This window comes from Arthrobacter crystallopoietes (assembly GCF_017603825.1).
GTDB classification, from domain to species: Bacteria; Actinomycetota; Actinomycetes; order Actinomycetales; family Micrococcaceae; genus Crystallibacter; species Crystallibacter crystallopoietes_B.
Window position 1 is genome coordinate 3,526,552 of record NZ_CP072014.1, and the last position, 23,093, is coordinate 3,549,644.

The 23,093-nt window shown below is 62.0% G+C and carries 24 protein-coding genes, 2 tRNA genes, 1 other RNA gene and 1 pseudogene; 9 read left to right on the forward strand and 19 right to left on the reverse strand.

The features are described 5' to 3' along the window. Positions 1 to 4 precede the first annotated feature (4 nt). The 6 genes from J5251_RS16095 to mptB all read right to left on the reverse strand — a co-directional run bounded on the left by J5251_RS16095 (position 5) and on the right by mptB (position 5,668). Positions 5 to 829 carry a CDP-alcohol phosphatidyltransferase family protein gene (locus J5251_RS16095; RefSeq protein ID WP_208574593.1) on the reverse strand — a complete coding sequence of 275 codons (825 nt, stop codon included), beginning with the start codon at positions 827 to 829 and terminating at the stop codon, positions 5 to 7. Then, entirely contained in the window at positions 826 to 1,893 is a 1,068-nt protein-coding gene (locus J5251_RS16100) for a glycosyltransferase family 2 protein (RefSeq protein ID WP_432264428.1), read from the reverse strand. Before J5251_RS16100 ends, J5251_RS16095 begins: the two co-directional genes overlap by 4 nt. Before the next feature lie 5 nt (positions 1,894 to 1,898). Continuing rightward, positions 1,899 to 2,690, reverse strand: a complete 792-nt coding sequence (locus J5251_RS16105; protein WP_139005396.1) for an ABC transporter ATP-binding protein — start codon at positions 2,688 to 2,690, stop codon at positions 1,899 to 1,901. After that, positions 2,674 to 3,522, reverse strand: coding sequence for an ABC transporter permease (locus J5251_RS16110; RefSeq protein ID WP_139005395.1), 849 nt, complete (start codon positions 3,520 to 3,522; stop codon positions 2,674 to 2,676). Before J5251_RS16110 ends, J5251_RS16105 begins: the two co-directional genes overlap by 17 nt. Positions 3,523 to 3,609: 87 nt before the next feature. After that, positions 3,610 to 4,044 (reverse strand): DUF3224 domain-containing protein, encoded by a 435-nt coding sequence (locus J5251_RS16115; protein ID WP_074702096.1) that lies wholly within the window; start codon positions 4,042 to 4,044, stop codon positions 3,610 to 3,612. Positions 4,045 to 4,138: 94 nt separating this feature from the next. Then, the gene (gene mptB, locus J5251_RS16120; protein ID WP_208574594.1) at positions 4,139 to 5,668 is read right to left on the reverse strand and encodes a polyprenol phosphomannose-dependent alpha 1,6 mannosyltransferase MptB; all 1,530 of its coding nucleotides are present in this window, start codon (positions 5,666 to 5,668) and stop codon (positions 4,139 to 4,141) included. Between the two features lie 236 nt (positions 5,669 to 5,904). On the opposite strand from mptB, the gene orn reads away from it, so the two are divergent. Then, positions 5,905 to 6,519 (forward strand): oligoribonuclease, encoded by a 615-nt coding sequence (orn, locus tag J5251_RS16125; RefSeq protein ID WP_208574595.1) that lies wholly within the window; start codon positions 5,905 to 5,907, stop codon positions 6,517 to 6,519. A 174-nt stretch (positions 6,520 to 6,693) separates the two neighbouring features. Further along, positions 6,694 to 6,766: transfer RNA gene (locus J5251_RS16130), tRNA-His, on the forward strand. Positions 6,767 to 6,798: 32 nt separating this feature from the next. Here J5251_RS16130 and J5251_RS16135 read toward each other — a convergent pair. Continuing rightward, entirely contained in the window at positions 6,799 to 7,017 is a 219-nt protein-coding gene (locus J5251_RS16135) for a hypothetical protein (protein WP_208574596.1), read from the reverse strand. Here J5251_RS16135 and J5251_RS20535 point away from each other — a divergent pair. Both J5251_RS20535 and def read left to right on the forward strand, forming a co-directional pair. After that, positions 7,008 to 7,139: pseudogene (locus J5251_RS20535) on the forward strand (acyl-CoA dehydrogenase family protein); the annotation flags it as partial. The gene J5251_RS16135 and the pseudogene J5251_RS20535 overlap by 10 nt on opposite strands. 60 nt (positions 7,140 to 7,199) lie before the next feature. Continuing rightward, positions 7,200 to 7,772, forward strand: a complete 573-nt coding sequence (gene def, locus J5251_RS16145) for a peptide deformylase (protein WP_139005480.1) — start codon at positions 7,200 to 7,202, stop codon at positions 7,770 to 7,772. A gap of 6 nt (positions 7,773 to 7,778) precedes the next feature. Here def and J5251_RS16150 read toward each other — a convergent pair whose 3' ends face one another. The 4 genes from J5251_RS16150 to rnpB form a co-directional block, all read right to left on the reverse strand. After that, on the reverse strand, positions 7,779 to 7,988 hold the full coding sequence (locus J5251_RS16150; RefSeq protein ID WP_139005392.1) for a hypothetical protein: 210 nt from the start codon (positions 7,986 to 7,988) through the stop codon (positions 7,779 to 7,781). A 122-nt stretch (positions 7,989 to 8,110) separates the two neighbouring features. After that, complete coding sequence (locus tag J5251_RS16155; RefSeq protein WP_208574597.1) at positions 8,111 to 9,586, reverse strand: glyceraldehyde-3-phosphate dehydrogenase; 1,476 nt, start codon at positions 9,584 to 9,586, stop codon at positions 8,111 to 8,113. A gap of 257 nt (positions 9,587 to 9,843) precedes the next feature. After that, positions 9,844 to 10,791, reverse strand: coding sequence for a GT-D fold domain-containing glycosyltransferase (locus J5251_RS16160; protein ID WP_208574598.1), 948 nt, complete (start codon positions 10,789 to 10,791; stop codon positions 9,844 to 9,846). 173 nt (positions 10,792 to 10,964) lie between these two features. After that, positions 10,965 to 11,352: RNase P RNA component class A (rnpB, locus tag J5251_RS16165), an RNA gene on the reverse strand. A 70-nt stretch (positions 11,353 to 11,422) separates the two neighbouring features. On the opposite strand from rnpB, the gene J5251_RS16170 reads away from it, so the two are divergent. After that, on the forward strand, positions 11,423 to 12,196 hold the full coding sequence (locus tag J5251_RS16170; protein ID WP_208574599.1) for a YaaA family protein: 774 nt from the start codon (positions 11,423 to 11,425) through the stop codon (positions 12,194 to 12,196). A gap of 4 nt (positions 12,197 to 12,200) precedes the next feature. After that, positions 12,201 to 13,976, forward strand: a complete 1,776-nt coding sequence (locus tag J5251_RS16175; protein ID WP_139005388.1) for an accessory Sec system protein Asp2 — start codon at positions 12,201 to 12,203, stop codon at positions 13,974 to 13,976. Positions 13,977 to 13,994: 18 nt separating this feature from the next. On the opposite strand, the gene J5251_RS16180 is transcribed toward J5251_RS16175, so the two are convergent. Next, the gene (locus J5251_RS16180; RefSeq protein ID WP_139005387.1) at positions 13,995 to 14,735 is read right to left on the reverse strand and encodes a zinc ribbon domain-containing protein; all 741 of its coding nucleotides are present in this window, start codon (positions 14,733 to 14,735) and stop codon (positions 13,995 to 13,997) included. An 83-nt stretch (positions 14,736 to 14,818) separates the two neighbouring features. After that, positions 14,819 to 15,733, reverse strand: coding sequence for a Nif3-like dinuclear metal center hexameric protein (locus J5251_RS16185; protein ID WP_139005386.1), 915 nt, complete (start codon positions 15,731 to 15,733; stop codon positions 14,819 to 14,821). Between the two features lie 100 nt (positions 15,734 to 15,833). Between J5251_RS16185 and msrA the strand changes: the two genes are divergently transcribed. The 3 genes from msrA to epsC all read left to right on the forward strand — a co-directional run bounded on the left by msrA (position 15,834) and on the right by epsC (position 18,043). After that, entirely contained in the window at positions 15,834 to 16,358 is a 525-nt protein-coding gene (msrA, locus tag J5251_RS16190; protein WP_139005385.1) for a peptide-methionine (S)-S-oxide reductase MsrA, read from the forward strand. Between the two features lie 117 nt (positions 16,359 to 16,475). Then, complete coding sequence (gene cysK, locus J5251_RS16195; protein ID WP_208574600.1) at positions 16,476 to 17,411, forward strand: cysteine synthase A; 936 nt, start codon at positions 16,476 to 16,478, stop codon at positions 17,409 to 17,411. A 44-nt stretch (positions 17,412 to 17,455) separates the two neighbouring features. Beyond that, a complete protein-coding gene (gene epsC / locus J5251_RS16200) occupies positions 17,456 to 18,043 on the forward strand; it encodes a serine O-acetyltransferase EpsC (RefSeq protein ID WP_074702081.1) in 588 nt (195 codons plus the stop codon). A 224-nt stretch (positions 18,044 to 18,267) separates the two neighbouring features. Here the strand turns inward: epsC and gndA are convergent, their stop codons facing one another. From gndA to J5251_RS16230, 6 genes are all read right to left on the reverse strand, one after another. Next, positions 18,268 to 19,704, reverse strand: a complete 1,437-nt coding sequence (gndA, locus tag J5251_RS16205) for an NADP-dependent phosphogluconate dehydrogenase (RefSeq protein WP_208574601.1) — start codon at positions 19,702 to 19,704, stop codon at positions 18,268 to 18,270. A gap of 159 nt (positions 19,705 to 19,863) precedes the next feature. Further along, the gene (locus J5251_RS16210; RefSeq protein ID WP_208574602.1) at positions 19,864 to 20,814 is read right to left on the reverse strand and encodes a serine hydrolase; all 951 of its coding nucleotides are present in this window, start codon (positions 20,812 to 20,814) and stop codon (positions 19,864 to 19,866) included. 157 nt (positions 20,815 to 20,971) lie between these two features. Continuing rightward, positions 20,972 to 21,044, reverse strand: a tRNA-Val gene (locus tag J5251_RS16215). 62 nt (positions 21,045 to 21,106) lie between these two features. Further along, on the reverse strand, positions 21,107 to 21,994 hold the full coding sequence (locus J5251_RS16220) for an NAD-dependent protein deacetylase (protein ID WP_208574603.1): 888 nt from the start codon (positions 21,992 to 21,994) through the stop codon (positions 21,107 to 21,109). 7 nt (positions 21,995 to 22,001) lie between these two features. After that, positions 22,002 to 22,460: a peroxiredoxin gene (locus J5251_RS16225; RefSeq protein ID WP_139005380.1), complete on the reverse strand. Its 459-nt coding sequence runs from the start codon at positions 22,458 to 22,460 to the stop codon at positions 22,002 to 22,004. Positions 22,461 to 22,464: 4 nt separating this feature from the next. After that, positions 22,465 to 22,884 (reverse strand): DUF3052 domain-containing protein, encoded by a 420-nt coding sequence (locus tag J5251_RS16230; RefSeq protein WP_139005379.1) that lies wholly within the window; start codon positions 22,882 to 22,884, stop codon positions 22,465 to 22,467. Positions 22,885 to 23,093 lie beyond the last annotated feature (209 nt).

The window sequence follows — 23,093 nt, forward strand, 5'->3', positions numbered from 1 at the left end:
GCGCTCACTTCCGCAGCCTTGGCGAGGCCATGATGGCGACGAAATGGCCTAGATTCACAAAAATCACTCCGGGTACGAGGATGTAGAGCAGCCAGCGCTCCCCCAGCACCGGCTGCGCGGCGACGAGGGACACGATCGAGGCCGCCAGGATGAGCAGGCTCATCTCCACCGAGTGCAGCACACGGTGGAAGGGCAGGAACCGTGCCAGCCGGCGCAGGCGCCCGACGAAGCTGGCGGAAGGCACGGCCTTCGCATCCACGGTGTCCGGCAGCTTGTCCATTCCGGCCAGGGCACGGGAGGCATGGACCATCTCGTTCTGTGCCTTGTTCAGGACGATCCCCAGTGCCAGGACGGCGCCGAGGAAAAGGTGCAGGTACGCGATGCCCGGATCGGTTTGCAGCAGGTCGAGGTCACCGAGGCACCGCAGGCCCAGGGCCAACGGGATCAGGCCCTCCGTGGTGTAGTGGCCGATCTTGTCCAGGAAAATTCCCTTGGGGCTCTGGGTTCCGCGCCAGCGGGCGACTTCGCCGTCGCTGCAGTCGAAATAGAGCTGGAGCTGGGAAAAGAAGACCGCAAGCAAAGGTCCCCAGATTCCTGGGATCAGGAGGGAAGCTGAGATGGCCCAGCCGGACAGAATCATGAGGCCGGTGACGCCGTTAGCCGAGATCGGCGTGCGCACCAGCGCGCTGGTCAGATAGATCGAGATGTGGCGCAGGTACAGTTCCGCAGTCCAGTGCTCGGCGTTCTTGCGGCTGCGCACCTCCGGAGGCTGGGCGACTGCGCGCAACTGCTCCAGGGTGGGTCGGGCGGGACGCTCGGTGCGGGTCATGACTTCCTCCTGCTGGTGTCCACGGCTCCGCGGGCGCCCATGATCCGGCCGCGGACGTAGCCCAGCCCCCAGCTGATATGAATGCTGGGCAGCACGATAAGCATTCTGAGGCGCTCGGTCATGGTCAACCGCGCTTTGATGGTGAGCGCAGCATAAATAATGCCTAGCGCGTACAGGACCGGGACGAATCCGGCCAGCAGCACCAGCACGGCGAGCCAAACCGGCCACGTGTCCGGGACTTTCGCCAGCAGGAGTACCTCGGCCACGAGGCCCAGGGCGAGCCCCAGCACAAGCAGCGGCGGCAGGAAATGCCGTATAGACTTACCTTCTTTGTGGCGGCGGGCGAGTTCGGCACGCCAGATGCCGGCGGCATAGAACTGCCGGATCAGCTTGTTCCAGTTTGAACGCGGCCAATAAGTGACTGTCAGTTCCGGATCGAACCAGACGGTGTATCCGGCCTGGCGGAGGCGCAGGCACATATCCCAGTCCTGTCCGCGCCAAAGGGACTCTTCGAAAAGCCCGACGGCGTCCAAGGCTTCGCGGCGAAAAATCCCTAGGTAAGCAGACTCTGCCGGACCTTCCGGAGCTCCGCTATGATATGCCGCGCCGCCAAGGCCGAGCGGGGAATGGTAGGCCGTTGCTACCGCCCGTTGAAAGGCAGTCTTCCCCTGCGCATCCATCAGTCCGCCAACATCGGCGGCACCAGTGCGCAGGAGGGTGGCAACTCCCCTGGCAGTGTAGTGCGGCTCCAGTTCCGTATGTGCGTCCACTCGGATGATGACCGGGTACTGCGAACCCTCGATCGCGAGGTTCAGCCCGGCCGGAGTCCGACCAGTGGGACTCGTCACCGTGCGCAGCCGCGGTTCCTCGCGTTGCAGCTGCTCGATGACCTCATTGGTCGCATCCGTGGATGGTCCCAGGGCCAGCACGACCTCCTTGGGGCCTGCGTACTCCTGATGCAGGATGCTGCGGATGGCTCCCTCAATGTGCTCAGCCTCATTGAGGACAGGCATCACATAGGAGACACCGGGATGCGGAGCAAGCGATGCGAGTTCAGGCGTCAACGGCACTACTTCTTGGTTTCCTGGTAAGCGTCGACAACTTCCTTTGGATCTCCGTCCATCTGCAGGACACCTTTGTTGATCCAGATGACGCGGCTGCAGGTATCCAGGATGGACTTCATGGAGTGGGACACCAGGAAAACAGTACCGGCGTTCTCACGGATCTCGCGGATGCGCGCCTCGCTACGCTTCCGGAATCGCTGGTCCCCTACAGCCAGCGCTTCGTCCACGATCAGGATCTCGTGCTGCTTGGAGGCGGCGATGGCGAACTTTAGCCTGGCCTGCATGCCGGAGGAATAGGTGCGCATGGGCAGGTCGATAAACTCTTCCAGCTCGGCGAACTGGACGATGTCATCCCGCAAGCCGTTGATTTCCTGCTTCGAAAAGCCGAGCGCAAGACCGCCGAGCTGGATGTTCTTTTCACCCGAAAGGTCCGGGATCAACGCTGCGCCGACGCCCAGCAGGTTCGGACGGGAAGAGGCATAGACCGCGCCATCGCTGGGCGGCGTCAGACCTACCAAAGTCCGCATCAGCGTGGACTTGCCGGAACCGTTGGAGCCGATTACGCCGATGGACTCGTTTTCGTAGGCAGTGAATGAGACACCCTTGAGGGCGTGCACCTCGCGGATTCCACCGCCGCTGCGCTTGAGCAGCGACCGGCCCGTGCCTTTGACGGGCTTGCCCCCCGCATAGACCCGGTACTTGACGTGCAGATCATCAACCACCACTACCGGCTTCCGCCCGTTGGCTGACGCGTCCTGATTGGCCAAATCCACTCCCGTTTTAGTCGACTCGGCCATAACGCTCCTCAGCGGACCAGAAGAACAGTACGCCCGCAACGAATACCGCTACGGACCAGACCGAAAAGTACAGCCAGTACATCGGGTCGTAATCAAGCCCGGGCATCAGCGCTCCACGGGCAATGGATAGGACCTCGTGCAGCGGATGGTAGTCAAACAGCGCAATCGCCCACGGGTGGGATGCCAGTATCGTCTCAATCGAGAAGAGGACACCGGAGGTGTAAAACAGGATCCGCGTGAACAACGGCAGCAGTTGAGTCAGGTCCCGAACATGCACGGTCAGACGCGCGCCGATCAGCGCGACGCCCAGGTTGAACATGGTGAAAATCGCTACCAGCGGGATCATCAACAGCCATTCCAGGGTGATGGGCGCGCCCAGCAGCAGAATGTAGACAACCATGACGCCCAGCATCGGGACCAAGGTCATCAGTTGCTGGATCACTGTGGAGACGGGCAGCGTGATGCGAGGGAATGCCAGCGACTGGACCAGCGCGCCGTTGCCGGTGATGGACTTGGCGCCGTTATTCATCGAGGTGGAAAAAAACTCGAACAGGAAAACGCCGATAACCACGTACATCGGAAAGTTTTCCGGCCTGCTCGCGCCCTGCAGGATGCCGAAAATGGCCCCGTACAGCAGCGCGTTCAGCGTCGGCTTGATGAAAATCCACAGCATGCCCAACCGGTTGCGCTGGTTGGATGCCTCGATTTTGTACTTGGCCATGGCGATGGCGAAGTCACGGCGCCCCCAGGCATCAGCTAGATATCTGGGCAGTGACGGCCGGGCCCCGACTCGGTGGAGTCGGTTCCGGTCCGCATATTCGGCAAGGCTCATGCCAGGTAGTTCCCTTACGCGCGAATGGTTTGGTGCGGCGCCTGGCCCGGACTCGGGCCGGAGGCGCACATACCGAGTTTAGAGGATTTAGCTGGGCAGGCCGTTTACCGGCTCTGTGCGAAAGTACACACGCAGTTCCAAGCTGTGCTGACCGCTGGCGTCCTGGGAGTACGTGGCCTTGCCAACGATTCCTTCCAGGTCGCCGGTGCCGGATCCGGGAATGATGTGTCCGGCGCTGGCAGCTGCTTCGCCTTCGGCGAGGCCCCAGTGCTGGATGATCATGCTCCCCTCTTTGCCGTCCACCGTACCGGTGAATACCTCGGAAGCGACGTAGCCGGCGCCTCGCGTGTTTCCGGCCATCAGCAGCTCGGCCCGGCTGGTGCCAGTGATCAGTCCGTCAAAAAGCTTGGTGACCCGGACCCGGCTCAGGTCAGAGTTCGAACCTTCAATTTCGTAGGGTTCCGGATCCCATTCGGTGACGTCAAAATCTGCTGCAATTACTTCTTCGGCCTCACTGGTCATTGCACCAGTATCTCCGGTATTGCCGGCGGTTGCATCTTGATGCGTTCGCGCGCGGCCCTAAATCCCGCCATCGGAAGGTCCACAGGAGGTCAAATCAGAACAGCCGGTTATCGGCAGGGTCTTCGTATTTCTTCCGGAAAAGCGTGCGCGTTTTGGGGTCGAAAAACACCAGATAGACGGCGAACGCAACGGCGACAAAAGCAGCCAGCAGCCGGGCAGCGCCGAGGTCGAACTCGATGTACGGGAAGATATCCAGCTGGTCGGCTATGGCATAGACCATCAGGAAGGACGTGACGGAGTACACGGTTTTAACCTGCCAGTCATTCCGGATTCCGGTCGCGGCAAAGAGCGGGAGCAGCCAGACGACATACCAAGCCTGGATCATCGGGGCGAGAAACACGACGGCGGCCAGGGCTAGAGCCAGCCTGCGGACTATCCGGTCATGTTTGCCACGGAACATCAGATAGAGCACGACGCCGATCGACGCCACCGTGCCAGCCTTATGTACCAGCCAGGTGATCAATTCGCCGTCGAACGAGAACGCTCCTCCTATACCGCCGAGGACGGCGCCCAGCAGCCCGATCGGCGCGTACCAGATCCAGACGCTGCCAGGAGTACTCAAGGCTCCTACCCAGCCGAATCCAAAGCCGTTCATCAGACCGAGGATGCCCAATAAACCAAACGATAATCCGGCGGTAAGCGCCCAGAATCCGAATTTCCGGCCCCAGCTCGCCCCGCGCCCGGCCCAGAGAAGTCCGATGAAGGGCAAGAAGATGATGGTAATCGGTTTGATGCCGATGGAGAGCGTGACCAGCAGAACGCCCAGCAGCGGCTTCTTGGTCGCTGCCAGGTACAGCCCGCCCAAGGCCAGGCCCAGCATCAACGCGTCATTGTGGATGCTGGCGATGAACGTCGTCAGGAACAGCGGATTCGCGCAGGCGAGCCACAATGCACGGTTGGGGTTGATGCCGTGCAGCTCGGCCAGTTTCGGACCGTAGTAGATGCACATTGCGGCCCCCGCCAGTGCGATGATGCGGAAGAAAATGATGGAGTATTCCGGGTGGCCGCCTGTCAGCCAGACGACGAATTCTTCCATCCACAAGAAGATGGGTCCGTACGGCGTCGGACTTCTGGCCCAGAGATCGTCGGCACCTGTCTGCAGATAGTTCGAAAGCTGGTCATACCCGTCAACGTACGGATTGAGGTTATTGACCATGACTTTGCCCTGGGCAATGTAGGCGTAGACATCGCGGCTGAAGAGCGGGATGCTCAGGGCAAGCGGGGCGCCCCAGGCAGCTATCGCCGTATAAGTGGCTTTGCGCGCTTCGGCCCCCCAGACGGTGAACTGCTGCCCCAGCCGCAGCCAGGAGCGGATCATCAACATGCCGCCCAGGGCGAGGAGGACAACCGAGACGACGACGCCTTCCGGTTCAATCCGCAGCCAGATCAACAGCGGCCATCGCCGCAGGTCCGATACTGATGCCAGCCATCCCACTCCCAGCGAGCCAAAAAACATCATGAAGGAACCAACGGTCCCCTCGATAATGCTCTTCGCCGAACGCCCCGGGCCCTCTTCGCCTCCGGCAGGCGTGGAGGGATCAGTCGCGGGCATGTTGGCGGTCATCTAAATGCGGTCCAATCAATCTGGGGGTGTACGTCGTTCGCAGCCTGTGGCTTGGCCGCGGGTGCCGTGGAGAATGCACGCCTCAGAACGGTCAGGCGAATGGGTGCAGCCCGGCTGGCTCGCCGGGGCACTTGTTGTGGATTTTAGCACCGTGGACCGGACGTTTTGTCGGAGGATCCGCGGTGGCCGCTTGGTTCACCGGGCATGGGCCGTTGCCGACGCGGTACATTTGAGCGGTGCCTATCTCTAATGAACATATTGTCTGGATCGATTGCGAAATGACCGGACTGGACCTCGAGGCAGATGCGCTCATCGAGGTGGCAGTGCTGGTCACCGACTCGGAGCTGAACGTGCTCGGGGAAGGTGTGGACGTGGTCATCAAGCCCTCCGATGAGTCCGTTACCCAGATGAATGACTTTGTCCGGGAAATGCACACCACTTCCAAGCTGCTCGATGAACTGCCGCACGGCATGACCATGACTGAGGCGGAAGACAAGGTCATGGAGTACATCACCGCTTGGGTTCCCGAGCCCCGCAAGGCACAGCTCGCCGGGAACTCGGTGGGCACCGACCGCAACTTCCTGGCCAGGGACATGCCGAAGGTCATCGACTTCCTCCACTACCGGATTATCGACGTCTCGACGATCAAGGAACTGTCGCGCCGGTGGTTCACGCGCGCATACTTCCAGTCCCCGGCCAAGAGCGGCGGGCACCGGGCCCTCGGAGACATCAAGGACTCGATCAATGAGCTGCGCTACTACCGCCAGGCAGTCTTCGTCCCCTCCCCCGGCCCCGACTCGGCCACTGCCAAGAAGATCGCTGCCGAGATCACCCAATCTGCTGTGCTCTGACACCGCCCCTGCGATGTTAGCTGCACCACATTTTGCTCGATTCGGGCCAAAATGGCGGGAGGCGGTCAAAAGCACCCCGAAAAGCATGTAGACTTATCTGCGTTGCCTTTTGTGGTTGAAGACCGGCAGGAACCGCTAGAGTGGGATCTGCCGGGAGGAACAAAGAGGCATATGGTGGGTATAGCTCAGCTGGCAGAGCGCCTGGTTGTGGTCCAGGAGGTCGCGGGTTCAATCCCCGTTACTCACCCCGAATGAGGCTGGTGGCTTACACCGGTAGCTTCACAAGAAAGCCGCCTTGGAGATGATCCAGGCGGCTTTCTTCATGTTCAGCCGGTCAAGCCCGGCACTCAGCGGACACGATGCTGAGCCGAGTAACAGCTTGAGGAGAAGACGGTTATGGAGCGCGATCTCTACGAAGTAGATCATGAGATGTTTCGCGAAGTAGCCGTTGAGCTCAATTCGCGCGACGTCGCGCCGCACCACCAGCAGTGGGGCCACCTGCTACCGACCGTTGCCGGCAATTGCACGGCGGTTACGGCTACATCCCGGAATATTCTGTCGCCCAGGCCTACCTGGCCGCACGCCTGCTCCCGATCTTCGGCGGCAGCAGTGAGGCCATGCGCGATGCCGTTGGCCCGGATCGCCAACTAGCATTTCGAGCTTTCGCACTGAGGAGAAGCATGCCCGTCCGTCCAGTCACCATCACCGGTGAACCCGTCCTGCACCGCCGCGCCGCCGCCGTCACCGAGTTCGACGACGACCTCCGCGACCTCGTCGAGGATATGTACGAGACGATGGATGCGGCCCACGGGGTGGGACTGGCCGCGCCGCAGATCGGTGTCGGCCTGCGCCTGTTCACCTACGAATTCGCTAACGACGACGGTGTACCGGCGCGCGGCGTGGTGATCAATCCTTCGCTGACTCTCTCGAAGATATCCGGCGCCGACCCGGACCCCGAGGAGGAAATCGAAGGCTGCCTGTCTGTGCCGGGACTGAGCTACCCGCTCAAGCGTGCTGAATGGGCCAGAGTCCAGGGTTTCGACGTCGACGGACAGCCGATGGACTTCGAAGCCACCGGCTGGTTCGCCCGCGTCATGCAGCATGAATACGACCATCTTGACGGCAAGCTGTACATCGATCGGCTCAATGATCGGTGGGGCCGGCGCGCACGCAAGCACATAAAGAATGAGGGCTGGGCCAAAGAAGGACTAACCTGGATGCCGGGTGTGGACCCGGATCCATTCGGACACTAATTCCAGTCAGGAGTCCGTCAATCCCGACCGATGCTCCTTCTCGCACCGCAGATAGTCTTCCTCGGCGATGTCCTTCAGCCGGGTCAACTCGTCAACGCGCTTCTGCTGGACGTCTCCCCGTGCGAAGGCAGACTGCGCTTCCTTGAGCAAGCGCTGCGCCTCCTTGTAGTTGGCCTGCGCCCGTTCCCATCTCGACAACTCCGTCTTTTCAGTCATGGGCCCATTCTAGGAACGGCCTCGTAGCAAAAGCCATAGCCGCTGCCCGCGTGCCGCAAATGCCGAGAGGCCGGCGACGTATAAAACGCCGTCGGCCTCTCGATATACAAGGTTCCGTCAGGTCAGCTGATCGCCTCGACCACGGGTTCCTTGGCGACAACCGGGAACAGCATCGGGTGCACCCCGGCCATTTCCTCGAGGACTCGGATGACCTGGCAGCTGTAGCCAAATTCGTTGTCGTACCAGACATAGAGGACGGCGTTCTTGCCGTTGGCAATCGTTGCGAGGCCATCGACAATGCCGGCGCGGCGCGAACCCACGAAGTCGCTCGAGACAACTTCGGGCGAGTCGATGTAGTCAATCTGCTTGTGCAGTTCGGAATCCAGCGACATACCGCGCAGGTACGTGTTCAGTTCTTCCTTGGTGGCATCCTTTTCCAGATTCAGGTTCAGGATGGCCATCGAGACGTTCGGGGTAGGAACGCGGATGGCGTTGCCCGTCAACTTGCCTTCGAGCTCGGGCAGAGCCTTGGCGACTGCCTTGGCGGCACCGGTCTCGGTGATCACCATGTTCAGCGAAGCAGCACGGCCGCGGCGCTCACCCTTGTGGAAGTTGTCGATCAGGTTCTGGTCGTTCGTGAACGAGTGCACCGTCTCCACATGGCCGTGGACCACGCCGTACTTGTCGTTGATGGCCTTCAGCACCGGCGTGATGGCATTGGTGGTGCAGGACGCGGCCGTGACGATCTTGTCGTCGGAGGTGATGTCCTTGTGGTTCACACCGTGCACAATGTTCTTCAGGCCGCCCTTGCCCGGGGCCGTCAGTACAACGCGGGAAACACCCTTGCTCTTCAGGTGCTGCGACAGGCCCTCTTCATCGCGCCAGCGGCCGGTGTTGTCCACAACAATGGCGTCGTTGATGCCGTACGCGGTGTAATCAACCGTGGACGGATCGTTGGAGTAGATCACGTTGATCAGCGTGCCGTTGGCGAGGATGGTGTTCTGTTCCTCGTCCACCGAGATTGTCCCCTCGAACGGGCCGTGGACGGAGTCGCGGCGCAGCAGGCTCGCGCGCTTGACGAGGTCATTCTCGGATCCCTTGCGGACCACGATGGCGCGCAGCCGCAGGCCGTGCCCGCCGCCCGAGTGGCCGATCATGATCCGGGCCAGGAGGCGGCCGATGCGGCCGAAACCGTAAAGAACGACGTCGGTGCTGACGCGGGCGTCCGCTCCACGCTTACCGACAATCTCGGCCAACTCTTCCCGCAGGAAGTCCTTCAGTTCGCTGCCCGCGGCTTCGGTCTTGAACTTAGCCAGCAAGCGGGCCAGATCGACAGAGCCGGCACCGAGGTCCAGCTCGGTCAGTGCCTGCAGCACCGGGAAAGTTTCTTCCAGCGGCAGTTCGACTTCATCGATCTGCCGGGCAAACCGGTGGGCCTTGAGGATGCCGACTACGGACTGGTTGATCAGGCTTCGTCCGTGGATGGATGTGACCACGTTGTTCTCGCGGTACAGGCGCCCGATCAATGGAATCATCGTTTCGGCAAGTGCCTCGCGATTGATCCACGTATCCAGGGCCGCTTCTGACTTCTGGTTCACAGAATTACCTTCCTACATCAGCCGGACTCTCCCTCGAGACCGGTTGGAACTCGCCGCGCAATCCACGGCGACGCCTGCAACGAAGATCCGTCTACTTCGTGCAGAGCACACAACTTCCGTAACCAGCAGCTGTGTTGAGGACTATGCCCATATCTATTCTAGAGACTCCGGAGGGGCGCTGACTCCAGATACGTGTGAAGTCACTCACAGCCGCGCTGCACGTGGTCGTCACGGGTATTGAAGCGTTGGCTTGAAGGCTACTTGCGTATAGGCGGAACATGTTCGGGGAGTTCAGCGCCCAATAGGACATTCTCGTAGCTGGAGGACAGATGACCGATATCCAAGGCCTGGATGCCCTTGGCCGCCAGCATGTCCGCCGCAACCGTGGCAGCGGGACCAAGCGAAAGTAGAACCAAGTCGCGCCCCGTGTCTTCAATTTCGCCGATGAGACGATCAAGGTCGAAGAATGCGTCCGTTGGCGTGGAGAAAACCTCGGTAACGCTGCTGACATTGTCGAATAGCGCAGGAACCATCTGGAACCGAGACCCCTGTCCAGTCACCACCACAACGTCCCGACCTTCCCACACCGATCGCCAAGCATCCACGGCATCCTGTCCATGATGGTCGAAGAACATCGGCCTGGTTACGTGAGAGTTCCCGAACCGCTCTTGCGATGCGACCAGAGGGCCGACGAAGTGCCATGTTTCCGCGAAAACGATCGACCAATGGAGACCCAGAAATACCTGCGGCATGCCAATCAGCGTATTCTCAGAGGGATCGGTAAGTACACGCTTGAGCGCGACCATGAGTTCAGGCGAGTTCCTATGAAACTTCAGCTTATGCTCGAGCCGATACATTAGTCGGAACTCTCCATCGCCATAGCGTGCGAAACTCCGTCGCTCGTCGCGGAGGGCTTCAATCGTTTCCATGAAACCGAGCTGCCGAGCTTGCATGACTTGGGCGATCTCCTGGCGAATAGGAGCCATAGCAACTCCACGAATATTCTCGACCGCATCGCGGGTGCGCTTGAGCTCGAAAGCGATTTTCGTCAATCGCTCATCGTCTATGGCAGATGTGATCAACTTATTCTGCTCGACAAGCAACTTGTTCTGCCGTTCCAACAGCTTGGCCTGTTGTCGCATTACATCGAGCTTCTCTGCCGCAGCACCCGTCATGAAACGTTTCAAACGCTTGAGACCTGCCACTATTCCCCCTTGCCAACGACTGTTCCAGGCACGGTTGTGCCGAGCCCGTAAAGTCTAGCCGCTGGTTGGGAGCAACGTGTGCCGTCTTGCTGATCTTGGCCCAACTTGTCGAGAGCTACTGCCAAATATTGCTGACCATCAATCGGATTTTGCCTGGAAAGAATGCGCTTTGATGGATGGGTTGGCTTTTAAGCCGGGTTCTGTCGCCGGCGGCAGTTACCCGCCGCCGGGTGGCAATCATCCATCTAGGGGCACCGTTGCCGATGCCCTCAAGCGGCCTACCCGGGCACTCGGGCGAGCAGCCCTCGCACGTACCCTGTATGGCCTTGCTCCGAGTGGGGTTTACCTAGCTCTCCCGGTCACCCGGGACACTGGTGGTCTCTTACACCACCTTTTCACCCTTACCAGATCCCGCCCATAGGCGGTCCTGGCGGTTTGTTTTCTGTGGCACTGGCCTGCGGGTTACCCCGAGTGGGCGTTACCCACCACCCTGCTCTGCGGAGCCCGGACTTTCCTCGGCAGCAGGTCTGCACCTGCCAACGCGATCGCCCAGCCAACCCATCCAGTTCCAAGGATACAGGCCGCGGGACCACGCGCGGGCGACCTCCGTCGGAATCTGTAAGCTCGTAGGGTGCTGATTCTGCTTCCTCCCTCCGAAGGTAAAACCGCCGCTGCCAAGGGCCATCCGTTTGAGCTCTCGGAACTGCATTTCCCGGAGCTGAATCCAGCCCGCGAGGAAGTCCTGAATGCCCTGGCCCACGTCAGTTCGCAGCCCGATGCGCTGGTCAGTCTCGGCGTCGGGGCGTCGCTGGCCGCCGAAGTGGAACGCAACACGCGCCTGCACAACGAGCCGTCGGCCGCCGCCCATACCGTCTATTCGGGCGTCCTTTACGACGCCCTGGGCTACCGCACCATGACCCCGGCGCAAAAGCGCAAGGCCGATGCCGCCGTCGTTATTGTCTCTGCCTTGTGGGGTGCCATCGCTTTCCCCGACTTCATTCCCGCGTACCGGCTGTCCATGTCGGTGGGCCTGCCCGAAACCGGGAAACTCGCCAGCTACTGGAAAAAGCATCTGCCCGCGGCGCTGGACGCGCATGCCGACGGGCACCTGCTGGTGGACTGCCGCTCCAGCAGCTATGCCGCGGCGTGGTCCCCGGCCGCGGACAGGACGGTAGTGGTCAACGTTTTCCAGGAGCGGAACGGCAAGCGGACCGTGGTCTCGCACTTTGCCAAGCACACCCGCGGGGAGCTCGCCCGCCATTTGCTCACCCGCCGGGGCAAGGCGCCGGAGACTCCGGGCAGCCTGCTCAAGGCCGCGCAGGAGAAATGGCAGGCGGAGCTGGCTGCAGGCAAGGCCCGCAAGCCGCACGCGCTGAACATCATCCTGCCGGAGTTGGCGGGGTAGCAGGTTGACGCTTCAAGAACTGGAATTCAGGCACGGCGGCACTACCGTTCTTTACAAGCGGCGCAAGGCGAAGCTGGACCGTCGGCATTTGATCGTGATGTTTGCGGGAATTCGCCCCATTGACTCGTACGAGTTTGATGGCCGGGCTTCACGGAACAGCCAGTCGCACTGGCTATGGATCAAAGACAAATTCCACGGCCAGTTCGCCTACTACCTCTGCCACGGCATGGACTTCTCTATCGAAGTAGCCGTTGTAAAACTCATCGAGGCGGAGCTGGATCGGCTGGGACTGACGAAGGACCAGTGCACGCTGGCGGGCTTTTCGAAAGGCGGCTTCGCGGCTCTCTATCTGGGTATCAAGTATGGCTTCAAGAACATTCTCGCCAGCGCTCCGCAGCTTTTCATCGGCTCCCATACACGACGGCATCGGCCCGTGATTTTTGATCATATGACGCTGGAGGGTTCGTCCGGGGAGCAGCAGGTTCTCGACGAACTCCTCCCGGAGGCGATCGTGGCTGATACCGACAAGAACAGAAACATCTATTTGTTCAGTGCGTTGGAAGACCAGTTCCATGCTGAACAGATCGTTCCGGGGCTTCCGTTGCTCTCGGAGTACGCGAATTTCAACTACATCGAAACCCATTCGGACCTGGTCAACGAGCATTCCGACGTCACGCGGTACAATCTGCCGCTGATCCTGTCCACGTTGTATGCCCTGACTGAGAACGTTCCGCCGCATTTCGGCGTGATGCGCAACGGTCAGCGTTTGGCTCCCCAGCTCGCTGCCGACATGCTGGCTGATCAACAAGCCGCAGGAGAAGTGGTGGCCAATCTCGTGTCCTGCCGGACCGGACCCGAACGGCTGTTTCCGGCCGGCGTCGCCTTCCCCAAAGGGCACGGCGTCGGCCACCCTTCCGCCGTGCCCGCCCAACTCCTGCTCACCAGTGCTGCCGGCTCGTTTGCCTACGCTCTGGAACGGACCAGCAACCGCAGTCTCTACTTCAAATACTTCGAAGATGCGTTCGCTGACTACCGGTATGCCCAGTTCCGCACCCCTCGGGATGCAGGAATCGATGTCAGCGGGCTACCGGAAGGGCTCTACGACCTTGAGCTGGAAATGGACTCCGAAGACGGTCCGGTCAGGGTCCCCTGCACCGCAGCCGACCGGCTGGAGGCCGAAGTGAACTGTGGCCCGCACCTAATCCGTCTGCGTTCCGATAGCACCGGCAGCAGGGTGGACAAGAGGCCGATTACGGGCACGACGGCGGCCCAGTATGAGATCGCCTTGAACCGGACGTGGGTGCGTGGAAACCTCCTACACGTCGAAGGCCCGTTTGCGGTTCGAGGCGTGGAGATGCCTGATTGGGGCTCAGGCCTCTATTACCTGCTGCTCTCGGACAGCACCAGGACCTATTCGTTCAGGCTCGGCACAGGACGCGTCAAAGTTCCCGCTGATCCCTTCGGCGACGGATTGAGCGACTATACCCATGCTTATTTCGCCACCAACAAATTTGCCGGTGTAGATACCTCGCAGCTCCCCGCTGGAGACTACCGGTTGACCATTTCCCTCAGTGCCGCCGGAGCCATCGTCAGCAGCCACGCTCTGGCCACGCTACGCATCCGGGCCACGTCTGAGGGCGGCCGGACCGTTACGGTGGAGCGCCGCGACTCTTCGAAACGCCTGCCCGTCCCCGCGGTTTCGGCGGGACGGAGGATCGTCCGGTCTTTGCGGCGCAGGGCCCGACGACGGATGGTGGCCAGGCGCGGAAGATTCAGCTAGATTTTGCTCCCCGGCGGTTCAGCTGGCCCATTCAGCGGAGCGGACCAGGATGCAGCCGGAATCGGGGCAGAAGACAATGTCGTCCTCGGCGGCCTTCTTGATCTCGGCCAGATCGCCCGGGCTGAGCTGCATCCCGGAACCTTCCGACTTGCCGTGGAAGAGCCTGGCCGCGCCCACGCCCCGCTGGGCGCGGGTCTTCTCATAGAGCGCCAGCAAGGCCGGCTCGAAGGTACCTGCCAGTTCGGCGCGCTCCCCCGCTACGGCTGCACGCTCGGATGCGATGGCGGCCAACTCAGCGTCCCGGGTCTTCTCCAGAGCGGCCAGTTCCTCCCGCAGGGAATCATGGGATTTCTGGTGGTCGGCCTGCCGCTCGCGGACGGCCTCGAGCCGCTCCATCACCTCGAGTTCAACGTCTTCTAGATCCGAACGCCGCTTGTTCAGCGACACGAGTTCGCTCTGCAGGGCGGAAAGGTCCTTGGGTGATCCGGATCCGCTGTCCAGCCGCTTCTGGTCCCGGTCGATCCGCGTCTGGACCATTTCCACGTCCGTCTCGGCCCGTTGGAGTTCGCGCTGCGTGTCGCCAACCTCGGTGTTGATCGTGACAAGTTCCGAATCGGCAGTGGCCAGCTTCTCCAACAGGGCATCGATGTCCGCGTTCTTGGCAACGGTGGCGCTGCGGCGGTCCAACTGGGTTACCTTGCTGTCCAGTGCCTGGAGGTCGAGCAGCCGCAGCTGCTCCGATGCTGGTGCTTTCGCCATGAAAATCCTCCGGATCCTGCCCGGCCCCTGCGGCCCGGCGTGCCTTCTAGCCTATCCTTTGCGTCCAATATCCCGGGGCGGGATCAGGACCCGGGCGTCAGGATGAAATCCCACGGATCGGTGTTGATGCCGCTGACACTGACCTCAACGTTGTATCCCTGGTCCGTAAGCACGTTGTCCAGCGCATCGGCCGCCGGTGTGAGCCACAGCCACTCGCTGCCGAAATGCGAGACATCGATCAGGTAGGGCCGCCCGTCGATCGCACCCTCACGGGCTTCCGACGCCGGGTGGTGGCGCAGGTCAGCGGTGACGTAGACATCCGCCTGTGCCGCCCGGACGGCGTCGAAAAGCGAGTCGCCGGCGCCCCCGCACACCGCTACCGTGCGGACTATACCGTCCTTGTCTCCTGCCACTTTCACTCCCCCGGCTACCGCGGGCAGCATACTGAACACGGTCGCGGCGAATTCGCCCAGCGTCGTCCCGTCGGCCAGTTCCCCGACCCGCCCGATGCCTTCCTCGGGCAGGCCGTTCTCGGCGGCGGCCAGCGGCCGGACATCGCGGAGGCCCATGGCGTCGGCCAGGACATCGGAAACCCCGCCCACGGCGCTGTCGCCGTTGGTATGCACGGTCACCAGCGCGCACCCGCCCTCGATCAGGCGGTGGATGGCGTCACCTTTGAAGTGTGAGGTCGCCACCGAGTTCACCGGCTTGAGCAGCAGCGGGTGGTGCGTGACCAGCAGGTCCGCGTCCCAGGCCAGTGCTTCGGCAATCACGTCCGCCGTGGGATCCACCGCGAAGAGGATCCGTTTTACCTCCGCCGATGGCCTGCCCACCACGGGGCCAACAGCATCCCACGGCTCGGACAGGGATTCGGGCCACAGCTCTTCGATGGCCAGCAGCACGTCGCCCAGAATAGGGGTCCCACCGGCCTCCGGCGCAGGCTCGCTGGACGTGTCTTCGGCGTCCTGCTTGGTCTCGGGCTGCTCGTCGTCGTTCATACGTCCTTTTCTACCCCATCGGCCGGTTCGAGTGCGCGTTTTTGTCGTGACGTGGAACACATTGGGAATCTTGGCGCCCCGTCTGACATTGTTAACGACCATGAAGACTTTTGTTTTGGGCGGCGGCTGCTTCTGGTGCCTGGACGCGGTGTACCAGAAGACGCGCGGAGTGACCGAAGTGGTTTCCGGCTACGCCGGCGGCCACACACAGAACCCCTTCTATGAAGCGGTATGCTCCGGAACCACGGGGCACGCGGAAGTCGTGGCGGTGACCTTCGACGAGGCGGTGGTGCCCGAAGACGTCATTCTGGACATGTTCTTTGTCTCCCATGATCCGACCACCCTGAATCGCCAGGGGTACGACGTCGGCACCCAGTACCGCTCGGTCATGTATTACGCGGACCAGGAGCAGAAGCAGACGTTCGAAGCCGCGATCGAGCGTGCCCAGCCGCTGTGGGACAACCCGATTGTCACCGAGGTGTCCGCGCTGCCGACGTTCCACACAGCCGAGGAATACCACCAGGATTTTTACGCCAAGTACCCCGAACAGGGGTATTGCCGCGTCATAATCGACCCGAAGCTGGCCAAAGCCAGAAAATATTACGCCCAGTGGCTGGCTGCTTAGCCCGGCGCTGTAGGCGCTGGCTAGGCTGAACTTATCTTTGCTCCGGGCGTGTCAGCACTGCCCGCTGCGCGTACATCCATATCGGCCATGGGCCGGAAAAGGCAGGAATCAGCAATAATGGCACGTATTTACGACGACGTAACCCAGCTTGTTGGACGCACTCCCCTGGTTCGGCTCAACCGTCTGGCCGAGGGACTGCCAGCAAAGGTCGCGGTGAAGCTGGAGTTCTACAACCCGGCCAACAGCGTCAAGGACCGGATCGGCGTCGCCATTGTGGATGCCGCCGAGCGGGCCGGCGCGCTCAAGCCCGGCGGAACCATTGTGGAGGGCACCTCCGGCAACACCGGTATTGCGCTGGCCATGGTGGGCGCTGCCCGCGGCTATAAGGTCATTCTCACCATGCCGGAGACCATGTCCACCGAGCGCCGCGTCATGCTGCGCGCCTTCGGCGCCGAGATCGTGCTGACCCCGGGTTCGGAAGGAATGCGCGGCGCCGTTGAAAAGGCCAAGGAAATCGTGGCCACCACGGAAAACTCCATCTGGGCGCAGCAGTTCGCCAACCAGGCCAACGTTGCGATCCACCGTTCCACCACGGGCGAAGAGGTCTGGGCCGACACCGACGGCGAAGTGGACATCTTCGTGGCGGGCATCGGCACGGGCGGCACAATCACCGGCGCCGGCCGCCTGCTGAAGGAACGCAAGCCCGGCGTCCAGGTCATCGCCGTCGAGCCGCAGGATTCCGCCATCCTCACCGGCGGCAATCCCGGCCCGCACAAGATCCAGGGCCTCGGCGCGAACTTCGTCCCCGAAATCCTGGACACCGATGTCTACGACGAGGTGCTCGACGCCCCCACGGAAGCTTCGGTGGCCGTGGCACGCCAGCTCGGCATCAAGGAAGGCATCCTCGGCGGCATCTCCGCCGGCGCCGCCGTCTGGGCCGCCCTCGAGGTCGCCAAGCGCCCGGAGAACGCGGGTAAGCTGATTGTGGCCGTGGTCCCGGACTTCGGAGAGCGTTACATCTCCACCATCCTGTACGACGACATCCGCGGATAAGTTGTCCGGACCGCCCAGCGGTTACCGCCGATCAGAAAGCTTCCATGGGTTTCATAGCGCGACTGCGTGAAGATCTCGAGACCGCCCGGTCACACGACCCGGCGGCCCGCGGGTCCGTAGAGAACTTCTTAGCCTATTCGGGCCTGCACGCCATCTGGATCCACCGGGCGACGCACAAGATGTGGGCCAATCCGTCGCTGCGCTTCCCTGCACGGCTGCTCTCGCAGCTGGGGCGGTTTGTGACCGGCATCGAGATCCACCCCGGTGCCACGATCGGCCGCCGGTTCTTCATAGACCACGGCATGGGCGTGGTGATCGGCGAGACGGCGGAGATCGGCGAAGACGTCATGATCTACCACGGCGTCACGCTCGGCGGCCGTTCGCTGGCCAAGGTCAAGCGCCACCCCACCATCGGAGACCGCGTGGTTATCGGGGCCGGCGCGAAAGTGCTGGGACCGGTTGTCATCGGGGCGGACAGCGCAGTGGGAGCCAACGCCGTCGTCGTTAAGGACGCGCCCCCGGAATCCATCATCACCGGCATTCCAGCGACGTTCCGGCACCGTGATCCGCAGCGGGAAACGACGCCGGCCGTGGATCCGGCCGAATATATCGATCCGGCTATGTGGATCTGACCTGCTCACTTCCGAAGGCCCCTGACTGCTCCTGCGGCAGCCCGGGGCCTTCGGCGTTTCCGGCCCCGCATCCGCAGGCGCCGTGACCGTCCTGGACGTGCCGCCGGGGCTGCTCTCGGACAAGTCCGCAGCCGACACGCGCGCCGAATTGCTGTAGTCATGCCGAAGCCGGCGGTCCTGCCGGAGCGGCCCATCAAGCCGCCCCGGCAGGACCGTTCGGAATGTTAGTGCGTGTCGACAGCCTCGACCTCGGCCTTATCGCCGCTCCACTGCGTGTGGAAGGTGCCCTCGGCGTCAACGCGCCGGTAGGTGTGGGCGCCGAACAGGTCGCGCAGGCCCTGAGTCAGGGCCGCCGGCAGGCGCTTGCGGCGCAGTCCGTCATAGTAGGCCAGCGAGCTGGAGAAGACCGGGACCGGGATGCCCAGCTGCACGGCGGTGGCCACCACGCGGCGCCAGGCCGGTACCGCTCCCGCAATGGCTTCGGCAAAGGCCGGGGCGAACAGCAGGTTCGCGGGGCGGTCCTCGTCGGCGTAGGCCTTCATGATGTCGTCGAGCAGCTCCGCGCGGATGATGCAGCCGGCACGCCATAGCGAAGCGATTTCGTCCAGCTTCAGTTCCCAGCCGTATTCCTTCGCGGCCGAAGTGAGCATGTCGATGCCCTGGGCGTAGCTGACCAGCTTCGACGCGAACAGCGCCTGGCGGACGTCCTCGACGAAGCCCTCGGGTACCTGCACCTGCTCTTCGTGGCCGGCCAGCACGTCCTGCGCCAATGCACGCTGGTCCCGCTGGGAAGACAGGCCGCGGGCGAAGACCGACTCGGCTATACCCGAAACCGGCGAGCCCAGTTCCAGCGCCGAGACCACCGTCCAGCGCCCGGTGCCTTTCTGGCCCGCGGAATCAACAACAACGTCGATAAACGGTTTCGAGGTCCTGGCGTCCGTATGTGCCAGTACCTCGGCGGTGATCTCGATCAGGAACGAGGACAGCTCGCCCTTGTTCCACTCGGTGAAGATCTCTGCCTGCTCGGCAGGCTCGATGCCTGCGCCGGACCGCAGCAGGTCGAAGGCTTCGCCGATGACCTGCATGTCTGCGTATTCGATGCCGTTGTGGACCATCTTCACAAAGTGACCCGCGCCGTCGGTGCCGATCCAGCGGCAGCAGGGATCGCCGTCGTACTTTGCTGAAATCTTTTCCAGCATGGGGCCGAGGGAATCGTAGGATTCGCGCGAACCGCCCGGCATGATGGACGGACCGAGCAGGGCGCCTTCCTCGCCGCCGGAGACTCCGATTCCGACGAAGTGCAGGCCCTTCTCGGCCAATGCGGCTTCGCGCCGGCGGGTGTCCTCGTAATGCGAGTTGCCGGCGTCGATGACGATGTCGCCCTCTTCAAGCAACGGAGTCAGCTGCTCGATCACCGAATCCACCGGTTTTCCGGCCTTGACCATGATCAGCACGCGGCGCGGTTTCTGTAGGGAGTCCACCAACTCCTGGAGTGACTCGGTGCGGACGAAGTCGCCTTCATCCCCGTACTGGTTCAGCAGGGCATCGGTCTTCTCCACCGAACGGTTGTGCAAGGCAACGGTGTAACCGTTACGGGCAAAATTCCGTGCCAGGTTGGCGCCCATGACTGCCAGACCTGTCACACCGATGTGTGCGCTCATTACTCTCCAGTGCTTGATTACTTGCGTGGACCGGGCCTGCTCGCGTGGGCAGCCGGGATAGGTATCCACGCTCCAGCCTAGTCCGGCAGCGCCCGGGCGGTTAAGCCGTTGCACTATTTTGCACGGCCAACTCTTGGTGCCCGCCGGCATTGCAGGGGCTCAATTGGACTCCTGAGTCCCCCGGGCTGCATCGCTGCGTTCGAGGTCATGAATGATGCCCGCGACGTCTTCGATCAGCGAGACACCGTCTTCCATCTCCGGATTGCCTGACGAGAGAACGGTGATCCCGTACTCCGTGCTGTCCTCACTCACGTAGCCGATGCTGTTTACATTCCATTTGCCGTCGTCGTCCTGCAGCCAGCCGTTCTTCAGTGCCACGGAGGCATGAGTGGTGCCGGAAGGCACTCCCCAGTACTGGGACGCTTCCACACCGTTCATGAGTTTCCGGAGGTAGGCCAACTGGTCTTCATTCAGCCAGTCCGTTCCATAGATGACGGCGTTGACGATCTTGAGCTGGTCCGCCGCCGTGGTGGTCGACGCGCCCCAGAGCGGCCCTGCCTCCGTGCTCCTCAAGGCCAACAGGTCGTAGGTCTCCTGCAAAGCCTCGGCGCCGCCGATGTTCCGATAGAGCTCGTTGGTGGCGTCATTGTCGCTTGACTGGATCATCCGGGCCGACAGGTCCATCTCACCGGAAGTCAGCCCGCGGCCTTCCTCAGTGGCTTGCCGAATCAGCGTCAGGACCATGGACACCTTGACGACACTTGCTTCCATGTAGCCTTGGCGGGCGTTGTAGGTCCAGGTCTCATCCGTGGCGGGATCGTACACCGCGGCGGAGAACGTCTTCCCTGTTGCGGCTGCATACTCATCCATGGCGGCGGAAAATTGCTGCTCATCCAGGCTGGATTCGGGCGTCTTCGCATCCGCACCGGAGCCTTCATTGCGGCTCACCTGGAGATTCTCCACCTGACTTGCCCTGGAGAGGGCCTGGGCCTGCAGGTCCTCGTCCCCGGCCCGGCTGTCAACCGCTACGTCCACAGTCTGCGCGGCAAGGAGGATGGCGGCCGCACTGCCCACAAGGGCAAAGAACGGCCGACGCTTGATGCTTGGCATTGACTACCTTCGGGTCGGAAACCGGTTTCATCTTTGCTACCACAGCTACATGGCCGGGGCCTCTGCGCAACCTATGCAGGAGCTGAACGCTGCGCCCTGGAACTCGCCACTTTGCCGTTAAACACAGCAGGGCTCCGTTGCCGGAACCCTGCGAGGGTGGGTCCTACCGGGATCGAACCGATGACATCCACGGTGTAAACGTGGCGCTCTACCAGCTGAGCTAAAGACCCAATGGTGATGTTTTGTACAGTGCCGCAGTGCGTTATCCGCCGCAACATCACAAGGAAATACTCTACCGGATAACTGGTCCGATGTGCCAACTGGACTCACTGGCACCATCTGCATCATCGGCGGACTGGGCAGGAAGCTCCGCTGCAAGGCTCTCCAGACTCTCAGAGACGCCTGCCTCGAGCTTCACCGCCGCCAGTTCATCCCCGCGAGTGCTGCCGCGGTTGATGATGACCACCGGCTTGCCTGTTTTGGCGGCATGGCGGACAAACCGCAGCCCGCTCATGACCGTCAGCGATGTTCCCGCCACCAGCAGGGCCTCGGCCCGGTCGACCATGGCATAGGCCGCGGCAACGCGGTCCTTGGGAACGTTCTCGCCGAAATAAACAAAGTCCGGCTTCAGCATCCCGGCGCACACTTCGCAGTCCGCGATGACAAAGCGCGCCGTGTCACCGACGTCGGCGTCCGCATCAGGGGCTACATCGCCGGGATCGGCCGAGGAGTCGGGCCATCCGGGATTCAGTGCTTCCAACCGGTCCGCGAGTGCGGAGCGGTCAATTACCCGGCGGCACTGCAGGCAGATGACCTTGTCGAAGCGCCCGTGCAGGTCAATCACATTGATACTGCCCGCAACTTCATGCAGACGGTCCACGTTCTGTGTGATCAGCCCTGTCAGCAGCCCCGCATGTTCCAGCGCCGCCAGAGCGCGATGGCCGGCATTGGGCTCGGCGCGGTGCATGTGGCGCCAGCCGACATGATTGCGCGCCCAGTACCGGCGCCGCAGCAAGTCATCCGACACGAACTGCTGATAAGTCATGGGGCTGCGCGGCACGGAGTCCGGCCCCCGGTAGTCCGGGATGCCCGAATCCGTGCTGAGCCCGGCACCGGTGAGGACAGCAAGAGGACGGCCGGCCATGGCATCAATAGCCTGGTCCAGCCGTCCCCGGTTCATAAGCTGCCTAAAGTTCTTTCAACAGGCGGTGATACTCCTGAATATCCCGCGCCTGGGTACGAGGGCTATTGATCACGTGGCGCAGGATTCCGTCCGCGTCCACGATGAAGGTTCCGCGTCCTGCCATTCCGGATTCTTCGTCGAACACGCCATAAGCCTTCGCAACGCCGCCATGCGGCCAGAAATCGGCCAGCAGATCGAATTCATAGCTTTCCTGCTCGGCAAAGGCCCGCAGCGCGAACTTATGGTCAACGGACACGGCCAGCAGTCGCGCGTTTTGATCCTTGAAGGACGCCAAATCGTCACGGAGCGCGCACAGTTCGCCGGTGCAGATCCCGGAGAAAGCGAAGGGGTAAAAGACTATAACGACCGACTGGCCGCGGAGTTCGGAGAGACGGATCGGCTCCCCGAACTGGTTGGACAGCTCAAAATCCGGGGCAGCCTTGCCGACGGTGGGAAAACTCATACGGTTATTTATTCCTCTTGCTTACAAGCCGGGCTGCTGCCCAGTCATCGGAGACTCCTGCGGACGTGGTGACGTGCAGTCCTGCCGTGGGTGCTGCTTCCTGGATATCCGACGGCGGAACGTAGCCGTCCCGTCCCGATTTCGGTGTCAGGACCCATACGACACCGCCGTCGTCCAGCATGGTGAGGGAATCCACCAGCGCGTCCACCAGGTCTCCGTCACCGTCCCGCCACCACAGGATGGCAGCATCTACGGAATCCTGGTCGTCCTCGGCGAGCAGTTCGGAGCCAGTCAACTCTTCGATGTCGGCACGCAGATCGAAATCCACATCCTCGTCGTAGCCGAACTCCTGTATTAGGTCTCCGTCTTTGAAACCCAACTTGCCTGCCACATTGTCAACCGTGGCGGCCTCGGCCTCGCTCACTGTGCTCCTCCTGGTTGGAACTGTCTTGCAACTGTCATACGTGCATGTACAGGACCGGGTCGGTCCTGTAATGGATACTACAAGCCAACACCCTATTTGCGGATGCATCAAGCCAGTCGCAGTGTACGACGTGAAAAAGGCAGCCCCTGCCGCAATTGTGATAGTGCGTCCTTCCACCGCGTAATCAACGGGTTCGCGCACGGTACCGC